Raw genomic sequence first — 25,608 nt, 5'->3', positions numbered from 1 at the left:
GGCCGATGTTAGTGCTGGTGGCACGCTTTCGGTGGCGATGGCGGCAGATCCAGCGCCGGATTGCCGTCGAAGAAGCCGACCGGCTTGAGGTGGAAACCCGTGTAGGCACAGGGCATCACGGGCCAGTCCTCCGGCCGCACCACGTGATGCGCCCCCAGGGTGTACCAGAGCACCACGTCGGTGTCCTCCAGCGGCGCGTCGTCGGCGACGAACTCGGGCAGGCCCTGGGCGTCGGCAGACTGGTACATGTAGTCGCCGGCGGCGAACATCTCCGACGGGTCGTACTTGGTCACCCACAGGTTGTGCTGGACGAACCGGGCCCTGTCGTAGATGTAGGACCCCTCCTGCACCATCACCGGCACGATCTCCTTGGGCACCAGCTTGTAGGCGACGGCCGAGCCGAGTTCGTTGGTCTTGGACGGATTGGTCACCTTCCAGTACCGGCCGGTCTCCCAGTTCCAGTCACGGGCGCCGTCGGCCTCCGAGGCCACCAGCGTGTCCTGGGTGATCCACGCGTTGTGATGCGGGTTGAGCGCGGGATCGGGCTCGGGTACCGAATCCACCTCGTAGACACTGTTTCCGGCGCCGTCGATGCTCATGTCGAGCCGGAAGTTGAAGAAGTGCTGATGGTTCGGCCCGTAGATGCCGGGCGCCACCATCTTGCCCCAGCGGGGCGTCTCTCCTTCGGCCACTGCACCGGTGGTCAGCACGCCCGACAACTTGACCTCGACCTCGATGGAGGCGTCGTTGTAGAAGTACCAGAAGAAGCCGTACTCGTAGTTGCCCACGGTGCATATCATCGACACGACCAGCCGCCGCGACCGGCGCACCTCGACCTCACCCGTCCGGAAATCCGTGTGCTTCCAAGAGATCCCGAAATCCTCCTCGTGCATGCAGATCGCATTCGGGATGACGACGGCGTTTCCGCTGGAGTCGTTGACCGTCCCGTCGAAGTAGTGGATCTCGCCCAGACAGTCGCACCCCAGGGTCAACGGATTGGCCGAGAAGCCCATCCCGACCTCGCCCATGTCGAACACGTTCTTGTTCCAGTGCGTCGGCGAGGTGTCGCCGTAGGGCACCACCATCTCCGACAACGACCCGCGGTAGAGGATCGGACGGGTCTCGCCCCGGTCGGTATAGCTCACCTCGTGGACCGTGACGCCCTCCCGAGGGTTGAACCCGATGCGCAGGGACCACTTCTGCCACTGCACCTTCCACCCGTCGACGGTGAAGCTCGGACCGTCGGGCTGGGTGATCTCGATGGGTTTGACGTCGTCACGGAACTGAGTGAAGGCCGGCCTGTTGTCGGGAGAGAACATGAACTCCTCGGCGTAGTTGCCCGCCGTCGGCGGCAGCGGCACCACACCGTGGTCCTCGATGTCGATGACCTCCATCGCGTCGAGATCGAAGGTGACGATCAGACCCTCGACCGGGCGCGCGTACCCGTGTTCGGATGGTGCGGCACGCATGAAGGTCAACGGCCGGCAGATCAGCGGCGAGTTCTCGTGGTGGTCCCCCGCGCCGTAATAGCCTGCGGGCCAGGGATCGATCATCGCCAGACTGAAGTCGGTGACGCCCCGTTTGAGCATCGCCTCCTGCCACCGGGGATCCTCGCGGACCTTCTCCTCCACACCTGTCATGTGCTCGACGAGGTAGGACGGGAACCGTCCGGGCACGCCCTTCCACGACTCGATGACGCGGGCCCCGAGGTCCACGACGGCTTCGTAGATCATCTTGGCCGCCGCGTCGTACATGCTCGCGAACGCGCGCCGCGGCACCTCACCGTCGAACGTCAGCGTGGCCGTCTTGCCCGGTTCGGCCAGCTGGATCATCACGAACTTCAAGGTGGGGCTGGCATATTCGGATCCGGTGATGACAGCCGCCGCGGCCTCTATCTCGGCGCCGGTGAGCGGGTCCAGCGGGTAGCGGGTGGACGGTGCGGCGGTGCCCGTGCCCAGCACGGTGTCCTCCATGGTCACTTGACGGTTTCCTCTGCTTCCTTGTTGAGATCGAACACCGCGAGGTGGGCCAGGGCGTCGTCTTGGGACACCTTGTGTGCCGAGCGGCGGCCGAAGATGTACACGACGAAGCCGAGCGCGAACATCCCGACGCTGATGCAACCGACCCATGTCATCCACTCGGCATCACCGACGCCGGCGCTGGTCAGCCAGGACTTCGCAAAGGAGTAGTAGACGCCGGCGACCGTGCCGACGGTGCCCACCACGACGACGATCCAGACCCCGACCATGCCGCCGGGGATACGCCAGAACGTCTCGTTCTCATAGCGATCCGCGTACTTCTTCCGCGCGATGACCACCGGGATCAGGAAGAAGAAGCCGGACAGCAGCCACACGGTCGACAAGCCGCCCTGCAGGAAGATCGTCGTGTTGACCAGGCTGCTCTGTGAGTACAGGCCGATGATGAGCAGCGACGAGATGACGCCCTGGATCAGGATGGCCGACACCGGGTTACGGGTCCGCGGGTTCAGGTGGGTGAAGATTCTCGGCAGGTGCCGTTCCAGACCCGACACGAAGATCAGTCGGGAGTAGGCCACCTGGTAGGTCATCAGCGCCACGACGATGATCAAGGCCAGCACCACGGCACAGATCTCCATCAGACCGGGGAATCCAGCGACATCCAGCATGCCGATGACACCGGTCACCGCGTCGATCTCGCTGGTGGGCAGCGCCATCATCGTGCCCAGGGTGGTGAGCAGATAGATGGCGACCAATGCCGTTGAACCCCAGAGGATCATCCGCGGACCGCTCTTGCGCACCGACAGGAATTCCGCGCCCATGTTGTACGGGGTCTCCACGCCGAGCAGGTAGAGCAGCACCGTGCCGTACAGGAAGCCCGACACGGCGAAGTTCGGAATGGTCGCCTCCGACCAGCTGAACGGGGTCGCCGAGCCGTTGCGCACCGCGAAGATCACGCCGGAGACGAAGATGGTCAGCGCCAAGATGCCGAACACGACGAAGACGACGTTCATGATCCGCTGGTTGGCGGCCAGCTTGGCGAGCGCCAGCCCGACCACCGTCCACAGGATCACCAACTGCAGGATGACACTGGACATCACACCCAACTCGGCGTGGAACGCCAAGAGCAGGAAGGAGAGCACCACCGCCGGCGACGATGCGGCGTTGAGGATGACGGGCACCCACGACAGGTAGCCGCCGATGAAACCCCACGTCTCCCCCATCGTCCGGGTGGCCCAGATGTATACACCGCCTTGGCCGGGCCACAGATTGCCGAGTTCGACGACGGCCATGCCGGCAGGCACCAGGAAGGTCAGTATGCCCAACACCCACATCGGGATGGCGGTCCAGCCACCGGTGGCCATCACCGAGGAGCCCGTGATCCAGCAGATGATGAACACGTAGGCGGCGGTCAGGCCGAAGGTGCTCATCACCTTCGGCAAGATCTGCTCGGGGACCAGTTCGGTCGCCATCAGCTTGTCGCGGTCAGCGGTGACCGAATGTTCCAGTTCTTGTGTCATGAATTGTCTCCCAATACCTTTGGATCAGTTGACGATCTGTCCGTCTCGCATCCGGACAACACGGCTCGCTTCGTCGGCCACCGTGGGATCGTGGGTGCTTGCGACGACCGTGACGCCGAGCGTCGAACACAGGTCGCGCAGCATGCGCACCACCGTCTCCCCCGTGCGGTGGTCCAGATTGGCGGTCGGCTCATCGGCCAGCACCAGCGTCGGGTTGCTGATCAGCGAACGCGCGATGGCGGTGCGCTGCTGTTCCCCTCCGGACATCTTGGTCGGCTGGTGGTGGATCCGATGCCCCAAGCCGACCAGCTCGAGCAGTTCGGTGGCCCGCCGGCGCAGCGCCTTGCGGTCGTACGGCTCGAACATCAGTGGCAGTTCCACGTTTTCGACAGCCGACAGGAACGGGATCAGGTTGTAGCTCTGGAAGATGAACCCGATGGTGTCGTGTCGCAGGGCGGCGAACTGACTCTCCGAGATCGTCGCGGTGTCCTGACCTGCGACCCGCACGGCCCCCTTGGTGGGACGGTCCAAGCCGCCGATGATGTTGAGCAGCGTCGACTTGCCACTGCCGCTGGGACCCATCAGGCAGACGAACTCCCCCGGCATGACCCGCAATTCGACGTTCACGAGGGCCTTGACGACCTCGTCGCCGAGCTTGTGCAGCTTCCACACGTCGGAGATCTCGATGACCGGCGCCACGCCGGCCGGTTCGGTGTCGGCCAACCGGACCGATTCGGTGGTTGTCTCGTTGATGGCAGTCATGTGTTCCTATCCCGTGCTCAACGATCGGATGGGTGGGCGCGAGGCGGCGTTCCAGGTCGGGACGACACTGGTGGCCAGTGCCGCGATGATGCTGACGGCGACGGCGATGACCGCCCCCATGGCCAATCCGCCGAGTGCGACCCCGGTCGGGACGAAGCCAACGGCCGCCAGCGTCAGCGCGGCGATCACCGCCAACACTGCCCCGCCGATCGCTCCGAGCAGGGCGGCGATGACGGGTTCGACGAGCAGCGCGATCACCACCGGTGTGCGGGGAATCCCGTTGGCGCCCAACACACCCAGTTCCCTGGTCCGCTGGGCGACCGTCCGGGTGGTGGCGACCGCCACCTCTACCACACCGACCAGCAGGACGGTGACGGCGATCAGCACCACGGCGGCGCGGATCTCGTCGGCGTGACCGAGTGACGCCGACTGGGCGCTGATGCCCTCGGACATCCCGAAGACGATGACGACCAGGAAGGCGCCCGTTGCGGTGGTGATGGCGGGCAGGATCATCTCCCCGAGCCGGCGGCGCGCCGCCAACCAGCCGTACGACAGTCCGTAGCGCATGGCCTACCTACCCTCTCCTCTTCGCGCAGGCGCTCATCGGTACCTTCTCCTCTTCGCGCAGGCGCTCATCGGCCACCCAGCAGATCGACGGGACGTTGTTGCAACAGCCGGTGCACGGGGATCAGCGCTCCGACGATCGCCATGGCCGGGATGAACGCGGCCACCATGCCCGCGGCCTGCGCCCAGGCTGCCACCGTCGCGATGCCCGGAATCACCAGTGCGACAGCCGCTCCTGCGCCGAGCACTCCGACGACGTAGGCGACGGTGAACACGATCGCCGATTCGACGAGGAAGAAGTACAGGACTTCATCGGCGAGGCCGATGCTCGACATGATGCCGAACTCCCGCTTCCGCTCGGCGACGGCGGCCAGGAACGAGGACACCGCGATGACGAAGCCGAGGATGAGCCCGATGGTGGAGATGAGGCCCAGCGTCGAACCGGTGATCTTGCCGGAGAACAGCGCCGAGAAGTTCTGTTCGAACGTCAGCGGACCGACCCCACCCACCGTGTCATAGATCAGGCCGGGGCCGCCGCTGTCGGGCAGCACCGACGGGTCCGTGGTGGCGGGCAGGCCGGTCGCCGCACCGAACGTCTGCGCCAGGTCGCGGCGCTTCTCCTGACCGGCGGGCGCAGTGACCGTCCACCAACCGTTGTCCCCGACCAGGCTGCGCGCCAGATCGATTGGCACGGTAGCTGATTGGCCCGTGCCGGACAGATCAACCACCAGGCTCTGGCCGCCGATCACCACCCGGTCACCGGCACCCAAGCCCAGGCGGGTGGCGAGCTGATCGCCCACCGCGACGTGACCGGCTGCCACCGCGTCGCTGCCGCGGATGGACACCGGAAGGCCATTGACACTGGTGGTGCCGGACGGAGTCCGGGTGGCGGACCAGCCATCGGGAAGTGCGGTGATATCGGGTGCGGCGCCGTCGGCAACCAGTGCCCGGGTGTCGGTGTCGTAGTGCACCCCGGCGGCCGGCACCACCCACAGCTGGGCGCCACCGATCACGTCGGTGACCGAATCCTCGCCTGTGATGGCGAAACTGGCGGCGATGGTGCGCACCACGGTGACGCACAAGATGGCCAGGGCGATGCCCAGGACCGATAACACGAAACGTTCCGGGCGGCGCCTGATGTTCGCCAGCGCGAACCGGACCAGGCACATGAAGGTGTTACCGGATGCGGTGGCGATCTCCGGTGGTCGGGTGATGGCGGGTGGTGCAGCGGACTCCACGAGAGGGATCGTGGGCGCGCCGTGTTTCGTGGAAAGCTATCTGCGGTATCCGCCGCGTTAACGGAGACTGCTTGCGATTACAACAAGGTGTCTCGACGGCAACGGATTTCGTCGCCGGATCTACAGAATCGCGGCCGCGATGATCAATCCGAAGGCCAGATACGACGCCGCCACGACCAGCACCTCGGGGGTGAAGCGTTCCTCGGCCAGCACCCGGCCGATGTCGACGCCCTTGATCACGCCGACCAGGCGCACCGAGAACGCTTGCGCGGCAATGCCCAGCAGACCGAAGATCAGCGTCTTGATCAGACCACCGATCAGATCACCGGAGGAACTGTAGATCGCGAGCACCACGATCAGCGCCATCGAGACCACTCCGGAGGCGGTGATGGCGGCGGCGTTGGGGCGGCCGGCCTGCACCAGGGCGCGCAGCGGCCCCGGCGTGGTCCAGTCGATGACGAAGAAACCCAGGACCATCAGTGCGATGCCGACGATCGTGTACAGCACGATCGCCGACGCACCGTGGCCGACGATCGACCAGTAGTCCGGCCCCAGGGCCGAGAGCATGGTGCGGTTCATTGACTGATCCTTCCGATCACAGCGGAATTCGGTGGGGTACAAAGGCGGCGCCGTTGTCGGTGATGAGGCCCGAGGTCTCCCGGATGCCGAGCCCGGCGGATTCGTCGCCGACGATCCAGGCGCCGAGCGCGGGGCGCATGTCGTCGAATTTCGGCAGCGGGTCCAGCAGTTGGTAGACGTAACCTTCCTCGCCGTAGACCCCGCCGGTCTCCATGTCCTGTCCCGCACCGACCACGCTGATGTTCGCCCCTTCACGGCCCAGTTTGGGCTTGCGGACGTACTCGGTGAGCTCGTGCGGGTCGTCGAGGTAGGCGGGCAACAGGTTCGGGTGTCCCGGGTACATTTCCCACAGCACCGCGAGGATCGCCTTGTTACTCAGCAGCGTCTTCCAGAGCGGCTCGACCCACATGGTCGACGGCAGGGTGTCCAGGGCGTGCCTGCCGAAGTCGTCGTCGAGGATCCACTCCCACGGGTAGAGCTTGAACAACGATGAGATGGGCGCTTCTTCGAGGTCCACAAAGCACTGCAGGTCTTGGTCGAAGCCGATGTCCTCGATCGCGAGGCCGACGGTGTGCAAACCGGCCTCCGCCGCACACTCCTGCAGGTAGGCCAGGGTGACGTTGTCCTCGCCGCTGGCGTCGGCCGAGGACCAGGTAAAGTGGGTTTCCTTGCCGGGCAACCGATCCCGGATCTCGGCCCACCGCGCGACGAGGCGCTCGTGCACGGAGTTCCACTGGTCGTCGGCGGGAAAGACATCGGTCTTCCAGTGCCACTGCAGGACGGCGGCTTCCAACAGCGAGGTCGGGGTGTCGGCGTTGTACTCCAGCAGCACCGGCGGCTTGCGGCCGTCATAGCGCAGGTCGAAGCGGCCGTACAGGTGCGGATCGCTACGGCGCCAAGACTTCTCGATGTGCTCCCACGTCCACTCCGGCAGACCGAAGTCGTGATAGCGCCCGACGAGCACGACATGCTCGACGGCGTCCAGGCACATCGAGTGCAGCACCTCGACGGAGGCTTCCAGGGACAACACCTCGTCCATGTCGAAGACGTAGTGCACCGACTCGTCCCAGTAGGGTCGGTCGGCGCCGTTCGCATCTTGGGCGGGCGTACCGAAGCACATGCCCTGCTCGGCGACGATCCGTTCCCAGCCCGGTCGCGGGGAACTGCGGACACGGCGCATTCAGCTACCCGAGCTTCCGTGGCTCGACGAGCCGAACCCGCCGCGCGAGACCGTCGATCCGGAACTCGTCTTCCCGGTGGTGCCCTTCGGCAGCTCCAGGGTGCCGCCCCGGGCGGGGGTGCCGATGCCGCCGTTGCTGCCGCCGTAGTAGTACCGGTACGGCGAGCCCGCCCAGATGAAGACGCCGCCCGCTCCGGAGTAGCCGCTGCTGCAGTAGCTGTCCGGAACCACCTCGTTGCTGCCATCGGCCACGCAGGTGGCCGAGACGGTGTCCTCGTGGAACATCTGATAGCCCAGTGCGACGACGCCCACGACGCCGACGACGGCTACCGAACCCATCAGGAGCTTCTTGCCGGTGGCCGCACGCTTGTCGGCCTTCTCCTGTTGCAGGGCGGCGAATCGCTCGGCGGTCTCGCGGGCGCGACGGGCCTTGTCTCGCTGGCGTGCCTCGGCGACGGTCGGCTGCCGGGGTGTCGTCGATGCGGCGTCTTGCTGGCGCACGGAGCCGCGCTGCGGCGGTGCCGCCTGATGATCCTGCGGCGGCGTGCCCTCGGATACGTCATCGGACCCGGATTCCATCTATCCCCCACTACTGTTCGACAGCCGCCTCACAGCATAGAGCGGTCAGTCCTGGATACGGGGAAACGCCTGGGCCTCTTCGAGTTCGTAGGCCAGTTCCAGCAGGATGCGCTCCTGCCCCGTGGGCGCCGCGAACATCATCCCGATCGGCAGGCCCGCCGCGGATCGGCCGACCGGGAGCGAGATCGCCGGGTCGCCGGTGACGTTCTGCAGCGGGGTGAAGGCGACCCAGTCGATGAGCCGGTCGATGATCTGCTGGTACGGAGCGGTCGGGTCCAGATGCCCGATCCGGGGTGTCACGTCGGCGAGGGTGGGCGTGAGCAGGACGTCGTAGGACGCGGCGAGTCGCATGATGGTCCGGCGGGTCTGCGCCAGCCGCCCGATCACCAGCGGCATCCGATGCAGGTTGCGCCCGGCCAGGTGCTCCAGTCCGAGTGTCAGATTGTCCAGCTTGGTCTTGTCGAAGCTGGGGCCGAACGTCCGCCGCCCACCTCGCACCAACGCGAAAGCCAGCAGCGACCAGTACAGCAGGAAATCGTTCATGAATGAGGCAGGCACCGGATTCGAGATCTCGGTGACACGGTGGCCGAGGCCCTCCAGCAGCGCCGCGGTCTTCATGGTCTGTTCGCGGATCTCCGGGCTGGCCTCGCGCGCAATCGATTCCGTGCACACGGCGATGTGTAACCGCCGGGCGCCGGGGCCGGTGACATCGCCGATGGCCGGCAGTTTGGGATTGCGCTGCAGGCGTTCGGCCTCACGGTAGAACGCGGCGGTGTCGCGCACCGATCGGGTGAGCACACCGTTGGCCACGATGCGCAACGGCATCTGGCGCATCTGCTTGTCCAGCGGCAGCCGGCCCCGTGACGGTTTGAGCCCGACGAGCCCATTGCAGGCCGCCGGGATGCGAATGGATCCGCCGCCGTCGTTGGCGTGCGCGATCGGCACCACACCGGCGGCGACGAACGCACCCGATCCGGACGACGAGGCGCCTGCGGTGTGCTCGGTGTGCCACGGGTTGCGCACCGGCCCGAGCCGAGGGTGCTCCGCGGAGGCGCTGAATCCGAACTCGGAGAGTTGGGTCTTGCCCAGGGCGATCAGGCCGGTGCCCAGGAAACTGCGGGCGAAGTCGCCGTCGGCGGGCGCCGGGCTCGGCGTCCAGGCGTCGGTGCCCTCCATCGTCGGCATGCCGGCGACATCGGAGTTGTCCTTGACGAACGTCGGGATCCCGGCGAAGAAGCCGGTGCGGGGCGCGGCGGCGCGGGCCCGGTCGAACGCCGGGTACGCCAGCCCGTTCAAGGCGGGGTTGACGGTCTCGGCGCGGGCGATCGCGGCGTCGATCAGTTCGGCCTGCGAGACGTCACCGGCGCGCAGTGCTGCGGCCAGCGCGACCGCGTCCAGGTCGCCGAGGGCGTCGTCGCCGAAGGCGTGCACACGTGTCATGCGCCCGACGGTACCAGCACGTACCACGGGGCTGCGCGGGGCGCCGGGGGGTTCTCTGGCTGATCTGACTAGGACTGACCGACCTCGAACCGGACGAACCGGGTCACAGTCACGCCGGCCTCGTCGAGGAGCGCCTTGACGGACTTCTTGCTGTCCGACACCGACGACTGATCGAGAAGGACCACGTCCTTGTAGAAACCGGTGACGCGACCTTCCACGATCTTGGGCAGTGCCGCTTCCGGCTTGCCCTCTTCCTTGGCGGTCTCCTCGGCGATGCGACGCTCGTTGGCGACGACATCGGCGGGCACGTCCTCACGCGTGAGGTACTTGGCCTTGAGCGCGGCGATCTGCAGGGCGACCGAGTGGGCGGCCTCCTCCGTAGCACCGGTGTACTCGACCAGCACACCCACGGCGGGCGGCAGGTCGGCCGACCGCTTGTGCAGGTAGGTCTCGACCTGACCGTCGAAGTACGCCACGCGGCGCAGCTCGAGCTTCTCGCCGATCTTGGCACTCAGGTCGGCGATCAGCTGCTCGACCGTGGTGTCACCCGACTTGGCAGCCTTGAGCGCGTCGATGTCGGCAGCCTTGGAGGCTGCCGCCGCGGCGACGATCTGGTCGGCCAGCGCCTGGAACTCCGCGTTCTTCGCGACGAAGTCGGTCTCGGAGTTCAGCTCGATGAGCGCGCCGTCCTTGGCCGCGACCAGGCCCTCGGCGGTGGCACGCTCAGCGCGCTTGCCGACGTCCTTGGCGCCCTTGATCCGCAGCACCTCGACGGCCTTGTCGAAATCGCCGTCGCTCTCGGTCAGCGCGTTCTTGCAGTCGAGCATGCCGGCACCGGTCAGCTCCCGAAGGCGCTTGACGTCGGCAGCGGTGTAGTTAGCCATGAATGCGTTCTCCTTGGACTGAAGAGGTCAGGAAGCGTCAGTGGTGGGCTCGGCAGCGACGGTGCTGTCGGCCGGGCTCGCGGTGGCACCGGCCAGCAGCTCCTGCTCCCACTCGGCCAGCGGCTCGGCGGCGGCAGCGTCCTGACCGGCCTCGGCCTTACCGGCGCCGGCACGGGCCTGCAGGCCCTCGGCGACGGCCGAGGCGATGACCTTGGTCAGCAGTGCTGCCGAACGGATCGCGTCGTCGTTGCCCGGGACCGGGTAGTTGACCTGGTCCGGGTCGCAGTTGGTGTCGAGGATGGCGATGACCGGGATGCCGAGCTTGATGGCCTCGTTGACGGCCAGGTGCTCCTTGTTGGTGTCGACGACCCAGATGGCCGAGGGCACCTTCTGCATGTCGCGGATACCGCCGAGGCTGCGCTCAAGCTTGTTCTTCTCACGCGTGAGCATGAGGATTTCCTTCTTGGTGCGGCCTTCGAAACCACCGGTCTGCTCCATGGCCTCGAGCTCCTTGAGGCGCTGCAGACGCTTGTGCACGGTGGAGAAGTTGGTGAGCATGCCGCCCAGCCAGCGCTGGTTCACATACGGCATGCCGACTCGGGTCGCCTCGTCGGCGATGGACTCCTGGGCCTGCTTCTTGGTGCCGACGAACATCACGGTGCCACCGTGCGCGACGGTCTCCTTGACGAACTCGTAGGCCTTGTCGATGTAGGTCAGCGTCTGCTGCAAGTCGATGATGTAGATGCCGTTGCGGTCGGTGAAGATGAACCGCTTCATCTTGGGGTTCCAACGACGGGTCTGGTGCCCGAAATGGGTGCCGCTGTCGAGCAGCTGCTTCATGGTCACTACGGCCATGGTGGTGCCTCACTTATATATCGGTTGTCGTCCGGCATCGGGTGATCCCGGACCCTGGCGTCTGCTAGCTGCCGGACCCGTTCCGGTTTCCCGGTTCAGGACCGCCCGGCTGGCTGGTGCAACCCTGTTGGTACGAGGTTGCGAAGCAGGCGCGCGAAGTCAGCTCACGCAAGTGAGCTGCGGACAGAAGTTTACACCGTGGATACAGCGGCTTTTACCACTGCAGTTGTGCACAGTCGGGCCATCATCCACATTCTCCGGATATCGGGTTCCCTCTCATCCTGCCAGCCGCTGAACTGGGGTGATGAGGTTCCTCGGGGTGGCGCTGCTGATGGTGGCGGCTACCGCCCCGGCGCATGCCGAACCGGCACGCCTGAGCTGGCCGTTGCACCCCCAGCCCGCCGTCACCCGCGGTTTCGACGCGCCCGCGCCCAACTGGAAGCGCGGCCACCGGGGTGTCGATCTCGCCGGGGCATCGGGTCAGCCGGTGTATGCCGCCGGAGACGGGACCGTGGTGTTCGCCGGTGAGCTGGCCGGTCGCCCACTGGTGTCCATCGAGCATCCGGGCGGTCTGCGCACCAGTTACGAGCCGGTGCGCGCCACGGTGCGTCCCGGGCAGTCGGTGGCGGCCGGCACCCCGATCGGGGCGCTGATGGCTGGACATGCGGGCTGCCCGGTAGCTGCCTGCCTGCACTGGGGAGCGATGTGGGGCCCGGCCGCGAGGGCCGACTACGTCGATCCGCTCGGACTGCTCGCCCAGACCCCGATCCGGCTCAAGCCGCTCAGGCCCGGGGATGCGCCTGGTCGTGCACCGCCCGGAGCCGAGCCACCGTGACATGGGTGTAGAGCTGCGTGGTGGCCAGCGAGGAATGGCCGAGCAGTTCCTGCACGATGCGCAGGTCGGCGCCGCCTTCGAGCAGATGGGTGGCCGCGCTGTGCCGCAGGCCGTGCGGACCGATGTCGGGGGCACCGTCGACGGCGGTCATGGTGTCGTGCACGACGGTGCGGACCTGACGCTGATCGAGGCGGCCGCCGCGGGCACCGAGCAGCAGCGCCGGGCCCGACTTCGGGGTTACCAGCGCCGGCCGGCCGTCGGCGAGCCAGGACATGAGTGCCGCCGACGCCGGCTCGCCGAACGGCACGGTGCGTTGTTTGTTGCCTTTACCCAGGACGCGCAGTACCCGGAGCGAGGTGTCGACGTCGTCGATGTCCAGCCCGCACAGCTCGCTGACGCGGATACCGGTGGCGTAGAGCAACTCGACGATGAGACGGTCCCGCAGCGCCAGCGGATCTCCTTGCTGGGCACCGGAATTCAGCGCCTCCAGGGCGTCCAGCGCCTGGTCCTGCCGCAACACCGCCGGCAGGGTGCGATGGGCCTTCGGGGTCTGCAGGCGCGCTGCCGGGTCGGTACGCATCAAACCGCGATGGCACGCCCACGCGGTGAACGTCTTGACCGCCGACGTGCGCCTGGCCAGCGTGGTGCGCGCCGCCCCCGCGCCGGCCTGGGACGCCAGCCACGAACGCAACGTCATCAGGTTCAGGCTGTCCAGGCCTCCGCCGGTGAATTCGAACAGGGACCGCAGATCGCCCAGATACGCGCGGCGGGTGTGCTCGGAGCGCAGGCGCTGCAGCGCCAGGTGCTCGTCGAACTCGGCCAGAATCGGGCCGATCCCCCCGTCGCTGTGCACCTTCCCACCGTGCTCAGCCTGGGCCGGGCTGTCTAGGTGACGCGCCGAAGCGTGTCCGGGGTGAGATCAGCCAGTGACCGGTAGCCGTCGATGGCCATGATCAGGTCGGCCTCGGCGAGCAATGAGCGCAACACGTGCACCACGCCGTCGACGCCGCCGAGCGCCAGTCCGTAGGCGTACGGCCGCCCGACCCCGACGGCGGTGGCGCCCAACGCGAGCGCCTTGACGATGTCGGCACCGCTGCGCACCCCGGAATCGAACAGCACCGGCAGCCCGTCGGCCGCGGCGACCACGTCGGGCAGGCAGTCGATGGCAGGGAGGCCACCGTTGGCCTGACGCCCGCCATGGTTGGAGCAGTAGATGCCGTCGACCCCGAGGTCGCGGGCGCGCCGCACGTCGTCGGGATGACAGATGCCCTTGACCAGCAGCGGCAGCTTCGTCAACGTCCGCAGCCAGGCCAGGTCGTCCCACGTGACACATTGCCCGAAGTTCTGGATCCAGCTCAGGATCGCAGCTTGCGGATTCTCCTCCGGCGGCTGCGCCAGGCCCGCCCGGAACACCGGGTCGCTGGTGTAGTTGGTCAGGCAGTGGCCGCGCAGCTGTGGGAAGTTCGAGGTGCCCAGGTCGCGCGGCCGCCAGCCGGGCACCCAGGTGTCGAGCGTGACGATGATGCCCTTGTATCCCGCGGCTTCGGCGCGGGCCACGAAACTGGCCGCCAGCTCCCTATCTTTCGGGGTGTACAGCTGGAAGAAGCCCGGGGTGTCGCCGAATTCGGCGGCGACCGATTCCAGGGGGTCGGCGGTGAGCGTGGAGACCACCATCGGCACCCCGGACCTGGCGGCGGCGCGGGCCGACGCCAGGTCGCCGTGGCGGTCCTGGGCGCACAGCCCGATCACCCCGATGGGCGCCATGAACAGTGGCGAGGGCAGCGTGAGCCCGAACAGCTCGACCGTCAGGTCGCGTTCGGTGGCGCCGACGCACATCCGCGGGATCAGACCCCAATTCTCGAAAGCCGTGACGTTGACCCGCTGGGTGCGCTCATCGCCTGCACCGCCGGCGACATAGGACCACAGCGACGGGGACATCGCTTTTTCGGCCCGCTCCTCCAGTTCGGCGAAGCCGATCGGAAGGGAGGGCACGACCCCGGAGAGGCCCTGCAGATAGATCTCGAGCTGATAGTCGCCGAATGCCATGGGGTCAGTCTGACTGGCCCGCTTCGGCTTTCGCCAGCTCCGATTTCCACTGCCGGAACGTCTCCTCGGTGCGGCCGCGGCGCCAGTATCCGGAGATGGAAGCCCACTTGGCCTCGACTCCGCGTTCTTTGCGCAGGTACGGCCGCAGATTGTGCATGACGGTCTGCGCCTCGCCGTGCACGAACACCTGCACCTGACCGGGCAGCCAGTCGGCGCCGCGGACCGCGGCCACCAGTGGCGCGTTGTCGCCGGCCGCCGAGTCGGGCACCTGATCGGCGCGACCGCCCCGGTGGATCCAGTGCACCGCCACGCCGGCCGGGACGGTCAGCTCGACCTCGTCCTCGGGTCCGGCCACCTCGATGAAGGCCTGGCCGACGGCGGCCGCGGGCAGCGCCTTCAGTGCGGCGCTGATCGCGGGGAGCCCGGCCTCGTCACCGGCCAGCAGGTGCCAGTCGGCGGCGGGGTCCGGCGCGTAAGCGCCGCTGGGCCCCATCAGATACGCGGGTGCGCCGGGGGCGACCGCCGCGGCCCACGGCCCGGCCACGCCCTGCTCGCCATGGACCACGAAATCGACTGTGATCTCCCGCTTTTCGGCATCTGCGTGCCGCACCGTGTAGGTCCGCACCGTGGGTCGCTGATCCTCAGGGAGTTCGTTGAAACTGTCCAGCGTCAACGGCCTCGGCAGCGCACCCGTGTTGACGCCGTCGGGGACGATGACGAATTTGACATAGGAATCGGTGAACGCGCTGGGCGTGAAGGTGTCGAAGCCCTCGCCCTCCTTCGAGCCGCCGAGCACCAGCCGAATCATGTGCGGTGTCAGCTGCGTGGAGCTGATCACCTCGAAGGTATGGACCGGACGTCCCGCCACAGTGCCTCCCCGTTCTTGTCTGACGATTGCCCCACCACTGTACGAGCGGCCCAGCGGGCGCGGTCCGCTACGCCCCGTCCGAGCCCCGTCCGACTCATCTGGACACGATCCGCCACCGCCCCTCCTTGCGCGTCACCAAGCCCGACACCTCCAGCAGCGCGAGCGGGCCGAGGACCGATTCTGCCGGCAGCGCGGCGTCCACCGCGATCTGTTCGACGCTGCGATAACCGCGCGCAGGCAACGCCTCGTAGACGAGGCGTTCGGGCCGGGACAGTCCGTCCAGCGGAGAGGCCGGATGCTCGGGCTCCTCGGCGAACTCCCCTGCCTTCCCGACGATCTCGATCAGCTCGTCCGGTCGGTCGACCAGAACCGCATCGCCGCGCAGCAGCACATGACAGCCCGCCGATGCCGAGGACGTCACCGGCCCCGGGACCGCGCACACCACCCGGCCCATCGCCTCGGCCCAGGCAGCGGTGTTGGCCGCACCGCTGCGTAGTCCCGCCTCCACCACGACGGTGGCGCGCCCGAGCACCGCGACCAGACGATTGCGGGCGAGGAACCGGAACCTGGCCGGGCGCACCCCCGGCGGATACTCGGTGAGTAGCAATCCACTCTGCGAAATCCTGTGCAGCAGAGCCGAATGCCCGCTCGGATAGGGAACATCGATACCACCGGCGAGCACCGCGACGGTGCAGCCGTCGACCGCCAGCGCCGCCCGATGCGCCGCACCGTCGATCCCGTAGGCGCCGCCCGACACCACCGCGACGTCGTGTTCGGCCAACCCTTCGGCCAGGCTGCCCGCCATGTGCTCGCCATAGGCGGTCGCCGCACGGGTCCCGACGATGGCCGCGGCGCGGTCGGCCACGTCGTCCAACCGCGCGGGCCCGATAGCCCACAGCACCATCGGTGTGTGACCGTCCTGCTTATTGGTCACCTTCTCATTGCCGAACGCGCCGAACGCCAGGTACGGCCATTCGTCGTCGTCGGGAGTGATCAGCCGGCCCCCGCGACGGTCCAACATCGCCAGATCATCCGCGACACTGTCGATTTCGCGGCGGATTGCCACCGCATCCGTCAGCCACGGCGGTTCGCTGCCCGAGCGGATCCGCGCGGCTGCCTCGACCGGACCGTGGCTGCGCACGTACGCCGTCAATGCGGGGCAGGGCGGCTCGGTGACCCGGGACAGGTAGGCCCAGGCATTGCGGGTTTGTTCATCGACCATCGTTGACCACCTCGTCTCGAAAGCTGAGCGCCGTGCACACGTCGTCCACGGTGGGAGATTCCTTGCCCGCCAAGTCGGCGATGGACCACGCGACCCGTAGTGACCGATCGACCCCCCGGATGCTGAGTGAGCCGCGATCCAACGCTCTGCGCAGCGGTTCCATCGCGGTTCGGCTGAGTCGAAACGCACGGCGCAGCACCGGCCCGGGCACCTCCGCATTGGTCCGCACCCCGACGGCCTGCCATCGGAACGCGGCAGCGCTGCGGGCGTTCGCCACCCGTTCCCGTACGGCCGCGGTCGGCTCGGGAACCGCGCTACCGAAGGCGACGCCGCGGACTTGATGCATCTTGACGCGCAGGTCGACCCTGTCCATCAACGGACCGGACAACTTGCCGAGATAGCGTCGCTTCACCGCGGCCGGGCACACGCAGTCCCGCGGGTTGGCCGGGGCACACGGGCATTCGTTGGCGGCCAGAATCAGCTGGAACCGTGCCGGATATTTCGCTACCCCGTCGCGCCGCGCCAGCCGAATCTCGCCGTCCTCCAACGGTGTTCGCATCGCTTCGAGCACGCTGGAGCCGATCTCCGCGCATTCGTCCAAGAACAAGACGCCACGATGCGCCCGGCTGACCGCACCCGGGCGGGCCATCCCCGTTCCGCCGCCGACCATCGCCGCGACACTGGAGGTGTGATGCGGGGCGATGAACGGTGGCTCGGTGATCAGCGGGGTCTTGCCCGTCAGCAGCCCGGCCACCGAATGGATCGCGGTGACCTCCAACGCCTCGTCCTCCGACAACTGCGGTAGCAGTCCGGGAAGGCGTTGCGCCAGCATCGTTTTGCCGATTCCCGGCGGACCGCTCAGGAACAGATGATGCGCGCCGGCGGCCGCCACCTCCACCGCGTAGCGGGCTTGGGTCTGCCCGATCACATCCGCGAGATCCGCCGCCACCACCGGTGCGGGCGGCACCGTGTCGAAGCGGCCCGTCAGCCCGCCCTTGCCCGCCAGCCAGGCCTGCAGCTGGCGCAGGGTGCGCACACCCCATACCTCGATGCCGTCGACCAGGCTGGCCTCGGCGAGATTCTCCTCGGGCACGACCACCACCGGCCAGCCCTCTTTCTTGCCGGCCACCACCGCGGGCAGGATCCCGGTGACCGGCCGGACCCGGCCGTCGAGTGCCAATTCGCCCAGCAGCAGACTCTTCTCCAGCCGCGGCCACTCCTTCTTGCCGTGCGCCGAGAGCACCGCAGATGCCAGGGCCAAGTCGTACGCCGACCCGTTCTTGGGCAGCGTCGCGGGCGAGAGCGCCAGTGTCAGCCGCGACATCGGCCATTCACTGCCGCAGTTGGTGATCGCCGCGCGGACCCGGTCCCGCGACTCCTGCAGCGCCGCATCACCCAAACCCACCAGATGTACTCCCGGCAGACCGGAGGTGATGTCGGCCTCGACCTCCACGATCAGCCCGTCCACCCCGCGGATGGCCACCGAATACGCCCTACCCAGTGCCATCAGCCGATGCCCTGTACGAGGGTCAATTCCGGCACCCGGGTCCGGCCGATGCGCACCCCGACGACATCGATACGCACCCCCGCCCAGCTCTTCGGCTGCTGCGCCAGCCACACGCCGGCCAGCCGCCGCAACCGCCGAACCTTCGCCGGGGTGACCGCCTCGGCCACCCCACCGAAAGCGTCACTGGTGCGGGTCTTGACCTCCACGAACACCACCGTGCCGCCGTCGGCGGCGATCACATCCAGCTCGCCGTAGCGGCACCGCCAATTACGTTCCAGCACTTGCAGACCCAAGGCCTCCAGATGCTGCACCGCCAACCGCTCGCCCAGAGCGCCGATCTCGGCGCGACTCCATGTCTCCATGGATCAACCATCGCGACACCCGCCGACAGGCCGGCGCACGAAACCGGGCAAAAGCCCTAGTTATCCACAGTCACCGATTCATCCACAGGCGAGGCCCGAAGCGGATGCCTACCAGGCGAGCAGCTGGGACTCCGGTGACCGCGCGACCGAGTCGAATTCACCGAGCGCCGAGACGATGGCCCCGGCCGGGAGCACTGTGGCCAGGCCTTCGGCCAGCCGGTGCAACGCCCGCGCCGACGGGCTGTCCGCGTCCACCAGCAGCAGGTATCTGTTCGTTTCACGGATACCGGTGGCACTCAGCAGCTCGAACGCGAACACATTGCCGGCCCGCCTCGCAGGCCGTCGGATCAGGGATTCCATGAACGGCCGCACCGAGTTCAGCAGCGCATCCGTCTGCTCCTCAAGCGGGCCGTCCACGGGAATCCGGATCGAGATCGCCCACGTGGTCATGACAACAACCGTAGGCGCGGCCATTTCGCTGGAGCCGAGTAGGCGTGTACTCGCTTTTCGCCGTGCGGCCGGTCTGGCCGTCAGGCCAGCGCGTCGAAGAGCGCCGCGAGCTGGCTGGGCGACACCGAGACACCGCACTGGCTGCGCAGCGACGTGAGCGGCCGCGCGATGCCCTGTAGGTCGAGGAACTCGCCCGGATGCCCGGTGAAATACCCCCTGATCGCCGCGGTCGCGTCGCCCGTGCTCTGATTGCCCGCCGCGGTCAGGACGTCGTTGGCACCAGGATGCGCGTCGAGGTACGCACCCGCTTGGCCGAGCACACCGCTGGCGGTGGTGGCCAGACTGCTCGCCGAGCAGGGGTCGGCGGCGGCCGCGGTCGGCGCCGCGACGGTGGCGAAGACGGCGGACGCGCTGAACAGGAGGATGGCAATCGGCTTCATCTCTCGATCCTATGGATCGGCTACGACAAAACGCAGCCTTTGCGCGGACCGGCCCGCTCGGGGCCGGCGTCGTCGAGCGTGCCGTGAGAGCGTGATTTCGCGCTCGGCGGCGATCTGGGTGCACGCTCGCGCGCACAACGTGTCGGCCACACCGCCGCCACGGGAACTTGTCGGACACCGGCGTTACGTTGCGACCATGACCTTCGACATGGAGTCCTACGTCGACCTGGACCTCCCGGCGCGGCGTTCTTCGGGCGTCCCTCCGTTCGACGCTGACGCGGCACTCGACCTGGTGACCGAGTTCTGCACGTCGCGGGACGTGCATCTGGGCACCAAGTACTCCGTCATCCCGCAACTCGACCGGGCCTTGCGGATCGCCTCGCTGAACGGCCCGGACAAACGCTGGACCCGGATCGCCCGCTGGTCGGGCAGCGACGATGCCGGCGACGTCCCGGGCGCCGTCGTCCCGAACGACCTGCGCGACATCCTCTACAGCCGCTTCGTCGCCGCCCTGCCGGACGCGCGCTGGCTGCCGCCGATCGGTGTGGTGTCCGTCAGCCGCTGGGCGCGGTTCTCGCTGGCGATGCGGTCGGCTCGGGACCTCGGGCTGGGGTGGGTGATTCCGATCCACCGAGAAGTGCTGCTGGTGCCGATGCCGGCCGTACGCTACGCCGAAGGCAGCACCAGCGTGCTTCACGACGACACCGGCCGGCCCGCCGTCGAATGGTCGGACGGCTCCGGCATCTACTACCTGCACGGCACCGAGTTCGGAGATTCCGACTATCACCGGATTGTCGGCCGCGAGTTGTCCATCGGTCACATCGCGGGGCTGCGCCACGCCGACCAACGGTCAATCGCGTTGCGCTACCTCACCTTCGACCAACTCGAGGAATCAGGTGCCGAGCTGATCGACCCCGCCAGCCGGCTGTACCGGTTGCCACTGCCTCCGCGGTTGGCGCGGGACCGGGCGCCGGCGTACGGCGGTTTCGACTATTTCATCGACATGCCCGACCGTGGGATCCTCGAGTGGGTGGACCCGCGAGTCGCCCGGCGCCGCGCCACCGGACAGCTAAGGCTCCCTATCGGCGAACAGCCCTTCCTGGACCAGCGTCGCGGCGACCACGCCGTCGGCTCGTAGCAGGCTCGCGGTGATCAGGCTGCGCCCACGGGCCGCCGCGGGCGAGGCGGACTCCAGCAGATTCCACTCATCCGCGCGCACCGGCTGGTGCAGCCAGATCGACGAATCCGTGGTGCTGGTGCGGTGCACCCGCTCCTGCATCGACGAGCCGTGCACGTGGGAGGCCGGGTCGACGCCGTACAGGTCGGTGATGTACACCGCAATCAGAGTGTGCAGCAACGGCGCATCCGGCAGCGGGGCGGTCACCCGCCACCACATCCGCCGGACGAAATCGGCACCGGCACCGACGTCCTCGATCCGGATGTCGAGTTCATCCAAGGGCAGCGACGGCGCCGGGCCAGGCGGCCCGGTCGGCGGCAAGGTGTCCGGATGCGCCGGCATCGTCTGCCGCACACCGTGTTCGGGCCCGGCCAGCGGCACGGTGAACGATACGGTCGCAGCGGTGAGCAGACGACCGGCCTGGCGGCTCTCGACGCGCCGCGAAGCAGCGGTGCGCCCGTCGTACACCCGGTCCACCCGCAGATCCAGCGGCACGCCGGCGTCACCGCCGCGCAGGAATTGCAGGTGCATGTTGGTCGGCTGATAACCCGCATCGAGGGTGTGGCAGGCGGCGGCCAGGCTCTGCGCGGCGATCAGGCCGCCGAAGGCCCGCTTGCCGTCGGGCCCGCTGGCCGGGCCGGTCCACGCATCGTGCCCCGCCTCGGCCAGGTCGAGCAGTGCCGCGAGGGCGCTCACGCGACCGTGCCGGCGTCGGTCAGGCGCGCGATCTCGTCCGCTCCGAGCCCCAACTGTTCGGTGAGCACCTGCGCGGTGTCGTCGCCGAGTGCCGGCGAGGGCACCGCGGCTGGGTAAGCGCCGTCGATGGCGACGGGCAGCCCCGGCGCCAGGTAGCTACCGATGCGGGGCTGGTCCAGGGTGGTGAACAGCGGGTTCTCGGTCACCTTCGGGTCGGCGGCCGCCTCGGCGAAGCTGCGGTAGCGCTCCCACAGGATGGACGTGCCCGCCAGGGCGGCACCGACCTCCACCGCGGTGTGGGCGCTGAACCACGGGGTGAACAACCCGGTCAACGCATCGCGGTGGCGGTAGCGCTGCCCCTCGTCGGTGAGATCGGCGCCCAGCGATTCACCCAGCGCGGCAACCGCTTTGGTGTTACCGGTGATCTCGGCCAGATCCTTGAAGTGCCGGCCGGTGAGCGCGACGATCATGAACGCGACCCCGTCGGCGCTGGTGAACTGCTGGCCGTACTGACCGTAGATCGAGTTGCCGATCCGGGGCCGGTCATCTCCGTTGATCATCACCTCGGTCAAGAAACTCAGATTGCCCGCGGTGGCCAGCGCGACGTTCTCCAGCGGGATCGACACCCGCTGGCCGTGCCCCGTCGCGTCGCGGTGCCGCAGCGCTGTGGTTACCGCCAGCGCTGCGTAGAGCCCGCAGGCCACATCCCAGGCGGGCAGCACATGATTGACCGGGACATCCAGCCCGGCGGGCCCCGTCACCAGCGGAAAGCCCAGACCCGCGTTGACGGTGTAGTCCACACCGGTGCCGCCGTCGGCGCGGCCCGAGATCTCCACGTGGATCAGGTCGGGGCGCAGCGCGGCCAACGCGTCATACGAATGCCATTGCCGCCCGGCCACATTGGTGATCAGCACGCCGGCCTCGGCAACCAGCCGCGCGATCAGATCCTGACCCTGCTCCGACCGCATGTCCACGGCCACCGACCGCTTGCCCTTGTTCAGCCCGGCCCAGTAGATGCTGTCGCCGGCCTCGGTCACCGGCCAGCGCCGATAGTCGGCGGCTCCGCCCACCGGGTCCACCCGGATCACCTCGGCGCCCAGCTGGGCCAGCGTCATACCCGCGAGTGGTACGGCGACGAAACTGGAGATCTCGATGATGCGAACACCGGCCAACGGCCGGACAGCCTCTGGTGCGTCAGTCACCCGCCCAGGCTAGTTTGTTCACGTGGCCTCGATCACGCTCGATACCCCGGACGGTCCCATCGACGCATTGCTGGACACCCCCGACGGACCCGGGCCCTTCCCTGGGGTGGTGGTCGTCCACGACGCCTTCGGCTACGGGCCGGACTGCCAGGCCATCTCCCGCCGGATCGCCGACGCCGGCTACCTTGCCCTCACCCCGAACCTGTACTCCCGGGGCGGCCGGGCGCGCTGCATCACTCGGGTGATGCGGGAACTACTGACTCAGCGCGGCCGCGCACTGGATGACCTCCTCGCAGCCCGCGACCACCTGCTGGCACTGCCGGAATCCACGGGCACCGTCGGCATCGCCGGCTTCTGCATGGGCGGCCAGTTCGCACTGGTGCTGTCGCCCAAGGGTTTCGGGGCGTCCGCCCCGTTCTACGGCGCGCCGCTGCCGCGCAATCTGGAGCGCACGCTGTCCGGCGCGTGCCCCATCGTGGCCAGCTTCGGGCGCCGCGACCCACTCGGGATCGGCGCCCCGGAAAAGCTCACGCGGACCGTCAACGCCCTCAACATCACCGCCGACATCAAGGTCTACCCGCGCGTCGGGCACAGCTTCGCCAATCAGCTTCCCGTGCAACCACTACTGCGGGTCACCGGGTTCGGCTACGACGAAGCCGCCACCGAGGACGCCTGGACCCGGGTCTTCTCCTTCTTCGGCGAACACCTGCGCGCGTAGCGCTGCCAGCGTATTGACAGCTGCTTCAACAACGAGTAGTCCTGCTGTCATGGTCGACGTCGACTATTGCGTGGTGGGCGCGGGTTTCGCCGGATTGACGGCGGCGCTGAGGCTCACCCAAGCCGGTCATTCGGTCCGGCTGTTGGAAGCGCGTGACAGGGTCGGCGGCCGCACCTTCACCGAAACCCATGACGACTACTGGGTGGACCGCGGTGGTGCCTGGATAGGGCCCGGGCAGGACCGCATCTACGCCCTGATGCACGAATTCGACGTCCCCAGCTACAAGCAGTACACACACGGCGACGCCATGATGTTCGTCGGTGGCAAGAAGTACCGCTATACGGGAACGATCCCCTTGTCGATGAGCCCGTTCGCCGTGGCGAACATCGGGACGGTGTTCGCCGAACTCACGCAGATGTGTAAGTCGGTTCCACCCGAATCACCCTGGGACGCACCGAAAGCGCAGAAGTGGGATCACACGACGTGGGCGAAATGGCTCGACGGCAACACCTGGTCCAAGCCGGCCCGCGAACTCTTGGAGCATGCGGTCGCCGGCATCTACACCTCCGCCGCATCGGAGCTGTCGCTGCTGTTCGTGCTCTATCAGATGGCATCCGCGGGTGGCCCGAGCTTCGTCCTCGGCGTCAAGGACGCCGCCGAGGACGCCCGGCCGATCGGCGGAATGGGCGCCATCCATCGAGCGATGGTGGCCGAACTGGGCGACGCCATCACGCTGTCGCAGCCCGTCCGCAGCATCACGCAGGACTCCGAGGGCGTCACGGTCCGTTCTGACGGCATGGTTGTGCGGGCCGGTCGCGTCATCGTGACGGTGCCGATCTGCATCGCCTCGCACATCACCTACGAGCCCATGCTGCCGGTCGATCGGGCGTTCCTGCATCAGCGGATGCCCAGTGGCGCGGTCTTCAAGATCGCGCTGGTCTACGACGAACCGTTCTGGCGTGCCGATGGATTGTCGGGCCAGTCGTTCGCACCCGACTCCGCGGCCACCCTGACCATCGATTCCTGCACGCCAACCGGTGATCCAGGCATCCTGACCGTCATCACCGAGGCGCAGGCCGCGCGTGACCTGTGCGCGCTGGGCGACCGCGACCGCCGTCAGGCCGTCCTGAACGCGGTCTCCGATCGGTTCGGCGCGCGGGCGCTCACCCCGGCGGATTACGTCGAGCAGAACTGGACCGTCGAACGGTATTCGGGGGGCGGCATGATCTCGCATGCCCCGCCGGGCGTGCTGACCGAGTTCGGTCCGGCGCTGCGCGCCCCGTGCGGTCGCATCCACTGGGCCGGGACGGAGACGTCGGACCTGATGTACGGCTTCATCGACGGCGCGGTGCGCTCGGGTGAGCGCGCGGCCGCCGAGGTCATCCGCCACGACGCGGCGGTGCGGGCCTGATCCCGGGCCTGATCCCGGGCCTGATCCCGGGCCGAAGCCCCACGAGGCCCACCTGTCGGCTCAGTCCGGCAGCCGCAGCTCGGGCTTCTCGACCTCTTCGATGTTGACGTCCTTGAACGTGATCACGCGGACCTGCTTGACGAAGCGCGCCGGCCGGTACATGTCCCACACCCAGGCGTCGGCGAGCCGCAGCTCGAAATAGACCTCGCCGTCGGCGTTGCGCGGCACCAGCTCCACGCTGTTGGCCAGATAGAACCGGCGTTCGGTCTCCACCACGTAGCTGAACTGGCCGACGATGTCCTTGTACTCGCGATACAGCGAGAGCTCCATCTCGGTTTCGTACTTCTCGAGATCCTCGGCACTCATCTGCTCTGCTGTCCTTCGTCTAGGTTGGGTTCCATCATTCCGCACGGCTCGCCTGCATCCAACCGAGCCGTCACACCGGAGCCCGCAACGCGTGCAATGTTGGCGAACGAGAACCGGTGCTGGCTGCACGGGCCCAGTCGCGCCAGCGCCTCGGTGTGCGCCGCCGTGCTGTAGCCCTTGTGCTCGGCGAAACCGTATCCGGGGTGCTCGGCCTCCATACCGACCATCAGCCGATCGCGGCTGACCTTGGCCAGCACGCTGGCGGCCGCGATACAGGCGGCGGCGGCGTCACCACCGATCACCGGCAGCGACGGCACCGCCAGGCCCGGCACCCGGAAGCCGTCGGAGAGCACGTAGCCGGGACGAAACGGCAAGCCTGCCACGGCACGGCGCATCCCTTCGATATTGGCGATGTGCACCCCGCGCCGGTCCACCTCGGTCGAGGGGATGAACACCACGTGGTAGGCCACCGCGTACCGGCGGATCAGCGGGAACAAGCGTTCGCGTTCGGCCTCGGTGAGCTTCTTCGAATCGTCGAGCGCGGCCAGACTCGACAACCGGTTCGGGCCGAGCACACAGGCAGCCACCACCAGCGGCCCGGCACACGCGCCACGTCCCACCTCGTCCACTCCCGCCACGGGTCCCAGGCCGCTGCGATACAGCGCGGATTCGAGGGTGCGCAGACCGGATCTGCGGATCACGGTCCTCGGTGGCCAGCTCGCCGGCAACGC

General features: G+C 67.9%; 27 protein-coding genes. 4 read left to right on the top strand and 23 right to left on the bottom strand.

The features are described from left to right. Positions 1–8 precede the first annotated feature (8 nt). The 11 genes from AC1DY7_RS21640 to rpsB all read right to left on the bottom strand — a co-directional run bounded on the left by AC1DY7_RS21640 (position 9) and on the right by rpsB (position 11,577). The gene (locus AC1DY7_RS21640) at positions 9–1,979 is read right to left on the bottom strand and encodes a primary-amine oxidase (RefSeq protein ID WP_477495775.1); all 1,971 of its coding nucleotides are present in this window, start codon (positions 1,977–1,979) and stop codon (positions 9–11) included. Further along, entirely contained in the window at positions 1,976–3,496 is a 1,521-nt protein-coding gene (locus AC1DY7_RS21635; RefSeq protein ID WP_477495774.1) for an APC family permease, read from the bottom strand. The genes AC1DY7_RS21640 and AC1DY7_RS21635 overlap by 4 nt, the downstream gene beginning before the upstream one ends. A gap of 24 nt (positions 3,497–3,520) precedes the next feature. After that, a complete protein-coding gene (locus AC1DY7_RS21630; RefSeq protein WP_477495773.1) occupies positions 3,521–4,258 on the bottom strand; it encodes an ABC transporter ATP-binding protein in 738 nt (245 codons plus the stop codon). Between the two features lie 6 nt (positions 4,259–4,264). Beyond that, positions 4,265–4,825 carry an ABC transporter permease gene (locus AC1DY7_RS21625; RefSeq protein WP_477495772.1) on the bottom strand — a complete coding sequence of 187 codons (561 nt, stop codon included), beginning with the start codon at positions 4,823–4,825 and terminating at the stop codon, positions 4,265–4,267. Positions 4,826–4,890: 65 nt separating this feature from the next. Continuing rightward, the gene (locus AC1DY7_RS21620) at positions 4,891–6,069 is read right to left on the bottom strand and encodes an ABC transporter permease (RefSeq protein WP_477495916.1); all 1,179 of its coding nucleotides are present in this window, start codon (positions 6,067–6,069) and stop codon (positions 4,891–4,893) included. A 111-nt stretch (positions 6,070–6,180) separates the two neighbouring features. Continuing rightward, entirely contained in the window at positions 6,181–6,639 is a 459-nt protein-coding gene (locus AC1DY7_RS21615) for a DUF350 domain-containing protein (protein WP_477495771.1), read from the bottom strand. A gap of 16 nt (positions 6,640–6,655) precedes the next feature. Further along, positions 6,656–7,819, bottom strand: a complete 1,164-nt coding sequence (locus AC1DY7_RS21610; RefSeq protein WP_477495770.1) for a glutathionylspermidine synthase family protein — start codon at positions 7,817–7,819, stop codon at positions 6,656–6,658. Further along, the gene (locus AC1DY7_RS21605; RefSeq protein WP_477495915.1) at positions 7,820–8,320 is read right to left on the bottom strand and encodes a hypothetical protein; all 501 of its coding nucleotides are present in this window, start codon (positions 8,318–8,320) and stop codon (positions 7,820–7,822) included. Between the two features lie 123 nt (positions 8,321–8,443). Beyond that, positions 8,444–9,838, bottom strand: coding sequence for an amidase (locus tag AC1DY7_RS21600; protein ID WP_477495769.1), 1,395 nt, complete (start codon positions 9,836–9,838; stop codon positions 8,444–8,446). A 68-nt stretch (positions 9,839–9,906) separates the two neighbouring features. Continuing rightward, positions 9,907–10,722, bottom strand: coding sequence for a translation elongation factor Ts (tsf, locus tag AC1DY7_RS21595; protein ID WP_477495768.1), 816 nt, complete (start codon positions 10,720–10,722; stop codon positions 9,907–9,909). A gap of 27 nt (positions 10,723–10,749) precedes the next feature. After that, positions 10,750–11,577, bottom strand: coding sequence for a 30S ribosomal protein S2 (gene rpsB, locus AC1DY7_RS21590; protein WP_477495767.1), 828 nt, complete (start codon positions 11,575–11,577; stop codon positions 10,750–10,752). 304 nt (positions 11,578–11,881) lie between these two features. Between rpsB and AC1DY7_RS21585 the strand changes: the two genes are divergently transcribed. Further along, positions 11,882–12,412, top strand: coding sequence for a M23 family metallopeptidase (locus tag AC1DY7_RS21585; protein ID WP_477495766.1), 531 nt, complete (start codon positions 11,882–11,884; stop codon positions 12,410–12,412). On the opposite strand, the gene AC1DY7_RS21580 is transcribed toward AC1DY7_RS21585, so the two are convergent. The 8 genes from AC1DY7_RS21580 to AC1DY7_RS21545 form a co-directional block, all read right to left on the bottom strand. Further along, on the bottom strand, positions 12,360–13,247 hold the full coding sequence (locus tag AC1DY7_RS21580; RefSeq protein WP_477495914.1) for a tyrosine recombinase XerC: 888 nt from the start codon (positions 13,245–13,247) through the stop codon (positions 12,360–12,362). The genes AC1DY7_RS21585 and AC1DY7_RS21580 overlap by 53 nt on opposite strands. Before the next feature lie 50 nt (positions 13,248–13,297). Beyond that, positions 13,298–14,458 carry an alpha-hydroxy-acid oxidizing protein gene (locus tag AC1DY7_RS21575; protein ID WP_477495765.1) on the bottom strand — a complete coding sequence of 387 codons (1,161 nt, stop codon included), beginning with the start codon at positions 14,456–14,458 and terminating at the stop codon, positions 13,298–13,300. A 4-nt stretch (positions 14,459–14,462) separates the two neighbouring features. Beyond that, positions 14,463–15,326, bottom strand: a complete 864-nt coding sequence (locus AC1DY7_RS21570; RefSeq protein ID WP_477495764.1) for a siderophore-interacting protein — start codon at positions 15,324–15,326, stop codon at positions 14,463–14,465. 94 nt (positions 15,327–15,420) lie between these two features. Then, positions 15,421–16,548: a DNA-processing protein DprA gene (dprA, locus tag AC1DY7_RS21565; RefSeq protein WP_477495763.1), complete on the bottom strand. Its 1,128-nt coding sequence runs from the start codon at positions 16,546–16,548 to the stop codon at positions 15,421–15,423. Continuing rightward, positions 16,538–18,055, bottom strand: a complete 1,518-nt coding sequence (locus AC1DY7_RS21560; protein WP_477495762.1) for a YifB family Mg chelatase-like AAA ATPase — start codon at positions 18,053–18,055, stop codon at positions 16,538–16,540. The genes dprA and AC1DY7_RS21560 overlap by 11 nt, the downstream gene beginning before the upstream one ends. After that, positions 18,055–18,417 carry a YraN family protein gene (locus tag AC1DY7_RS21555; protein WP_477495761.1) on the bottom strand — a complete coding sequence of 121 codons (363 nt, stop codon included), beginning with the start codon at positions 18,415–18,417 and terminating at the stop codon, positions 18,055–18,057. Before AC1DY7_RS21555 ends, AC1DY7_RS21560 begins: the two co-directional genes overlap by 1 nt. A 108-nt stretch (positions 18,418–18,525) precedes the next feature. After that, positions 18,526–18,867, bottom strand: a complete 342-nt coding sequence (locus AC1DY7_RS21550; RefSeq protein ID WP_477495760.1) for a hypothetical protein — start codon at positions 18,865–18,867, stop codon at positions 18,526–18,528. Positions 18,868–18,947: 80 nt separating this feature from the next. Beyond that, entirely contained in the window at positions 18,948–19,307 is a 360-nt protein-coding gene (locus AC1DY7_RS21545; RefSeq protein ID WP_477495759.1) for a heme-binding protein, read from the bottom strand. 196 nt (positions 19,308–19,503) lie between these two features. Between AC1DY7_RS21545 and AC1DY7_RS21540 the strand changes: the two genes are divergently transcribed. Next, the gene (locus AC1DY7_RS21540; RefSeq protein WP_477495758.1) at positions 19,504–20,445 is read left to right on the top strand and encodes a hypothetical protein; all 942 of its coding nucleotides are present in this window, start codon (positions 19,504–19,506) and stop codon (positions 20,443–20,445) included. On the opposite strand, the gene AC1DY7_RS21535 is transcribed toward AC1DY7_RS21540, so the two are convergent. Together AC1DY7_RS21535 and AC1DY7_RS21530 are read right to left on the bottom strand one after the other, a co-directional pair. Continuing rightward, positions 20,377–21,180, bottom strand: coding sequence for an acyl-CoA thioesterase (locus AC1DY7_RS21535; RefSeq protein ID WP_477495757.1), 804 nt, complete (start codon positions 21,178–21,180; stop codon positions 20,377–20,379). The genes AC1DY7_RS21540 and AC1DY7_RS21535 overlap by 69 nt on opposite strands. Continuing rightward, entirely contained in the window at positions 21,177–22,382 is a 1,206-nt protein-coding gene (locus AC1DY7_RS21530; protein ID WP_477495756.1) for a CoA transferase, read from the bottom strand. Before AC1DY7_RS21530 ends, AC1DY7_RS21535 begins: the two co-directional genes overlap by 4 nt. A gap of 22 nt (positions 22,383–22,404) precedes the next feature. Here AC1DY7_RS21530 and AC1DY7_RS21525 point away from each other — a divergent pair, with 22 nt between their 5' ends. Together AC1DY7_RS21525 and AC1DY7_RS21520 are read left to right on the top strand one after the other, a co-directional pair. Next, positions 22,405–23,100, top strand: coding sequence for a dienelactone hydrolase family protein (locus tag AC1DY7_RS21525; RefSeq protein ID WP_477495755.1), 696 nt, complete (start codon positions 22,405–22,407; stop codon positions 23,098–23,100). Between the two features lie 49 nt (positions 23,101–23,149). Beyond that, entirely contained in the window at positions 23,150–24,511 is a 1,362-nt protein-coding gene (locus AC1DY7_RS21520) for a flavin monoamine oxidase family protein (RefSeq protein ID WP_477495754.1), read from the top strand. A gap of 60 nt (positions 24,512–24,571) precedes the next feature. Here AC1DY7_RS21520 and AC1DY7_RS21515 read toward each other — a convergent pair whose 3' ends face one another. Further along, positions 24,572–24,877, bottom strand: coding sequence for a DUF2469 domain-containing protein (locus tag AC1DY7_RS21515; RefSeq protein WP_024450376.1), 306 nt, complete (start codon positions 24,875–24,877; stop codon positions 24,572–24,574). Then, positions 24,874–25,605 carry a ribonuclease HII gene (locus AC1DY7_RS21510; RefSeq protein WP_477495913.1) on the bottom strand — a complete coding sequence of 244 codons (732 nt, stop codon included), beginning with the start codon at positions 25,603–25,605 and terminating at the stop codon, positions 24,874–24,876. Before AC1DY7_RS21510 ends, AC1DY7_RS21515 begins: the two co-directional genes overlap by 4 nt. Between the last annotated feature and the right edge of the window lie 3 nt (positions 25,606–25,608).

It is taken from the genome of Mycobacterium sp. P2_H7 (assembly GCF_056403275.1).
Note: the sequence above shows the minus strand (reverse complement) of the source record. Positions and strands in the feature narration are given on the sequence as shown.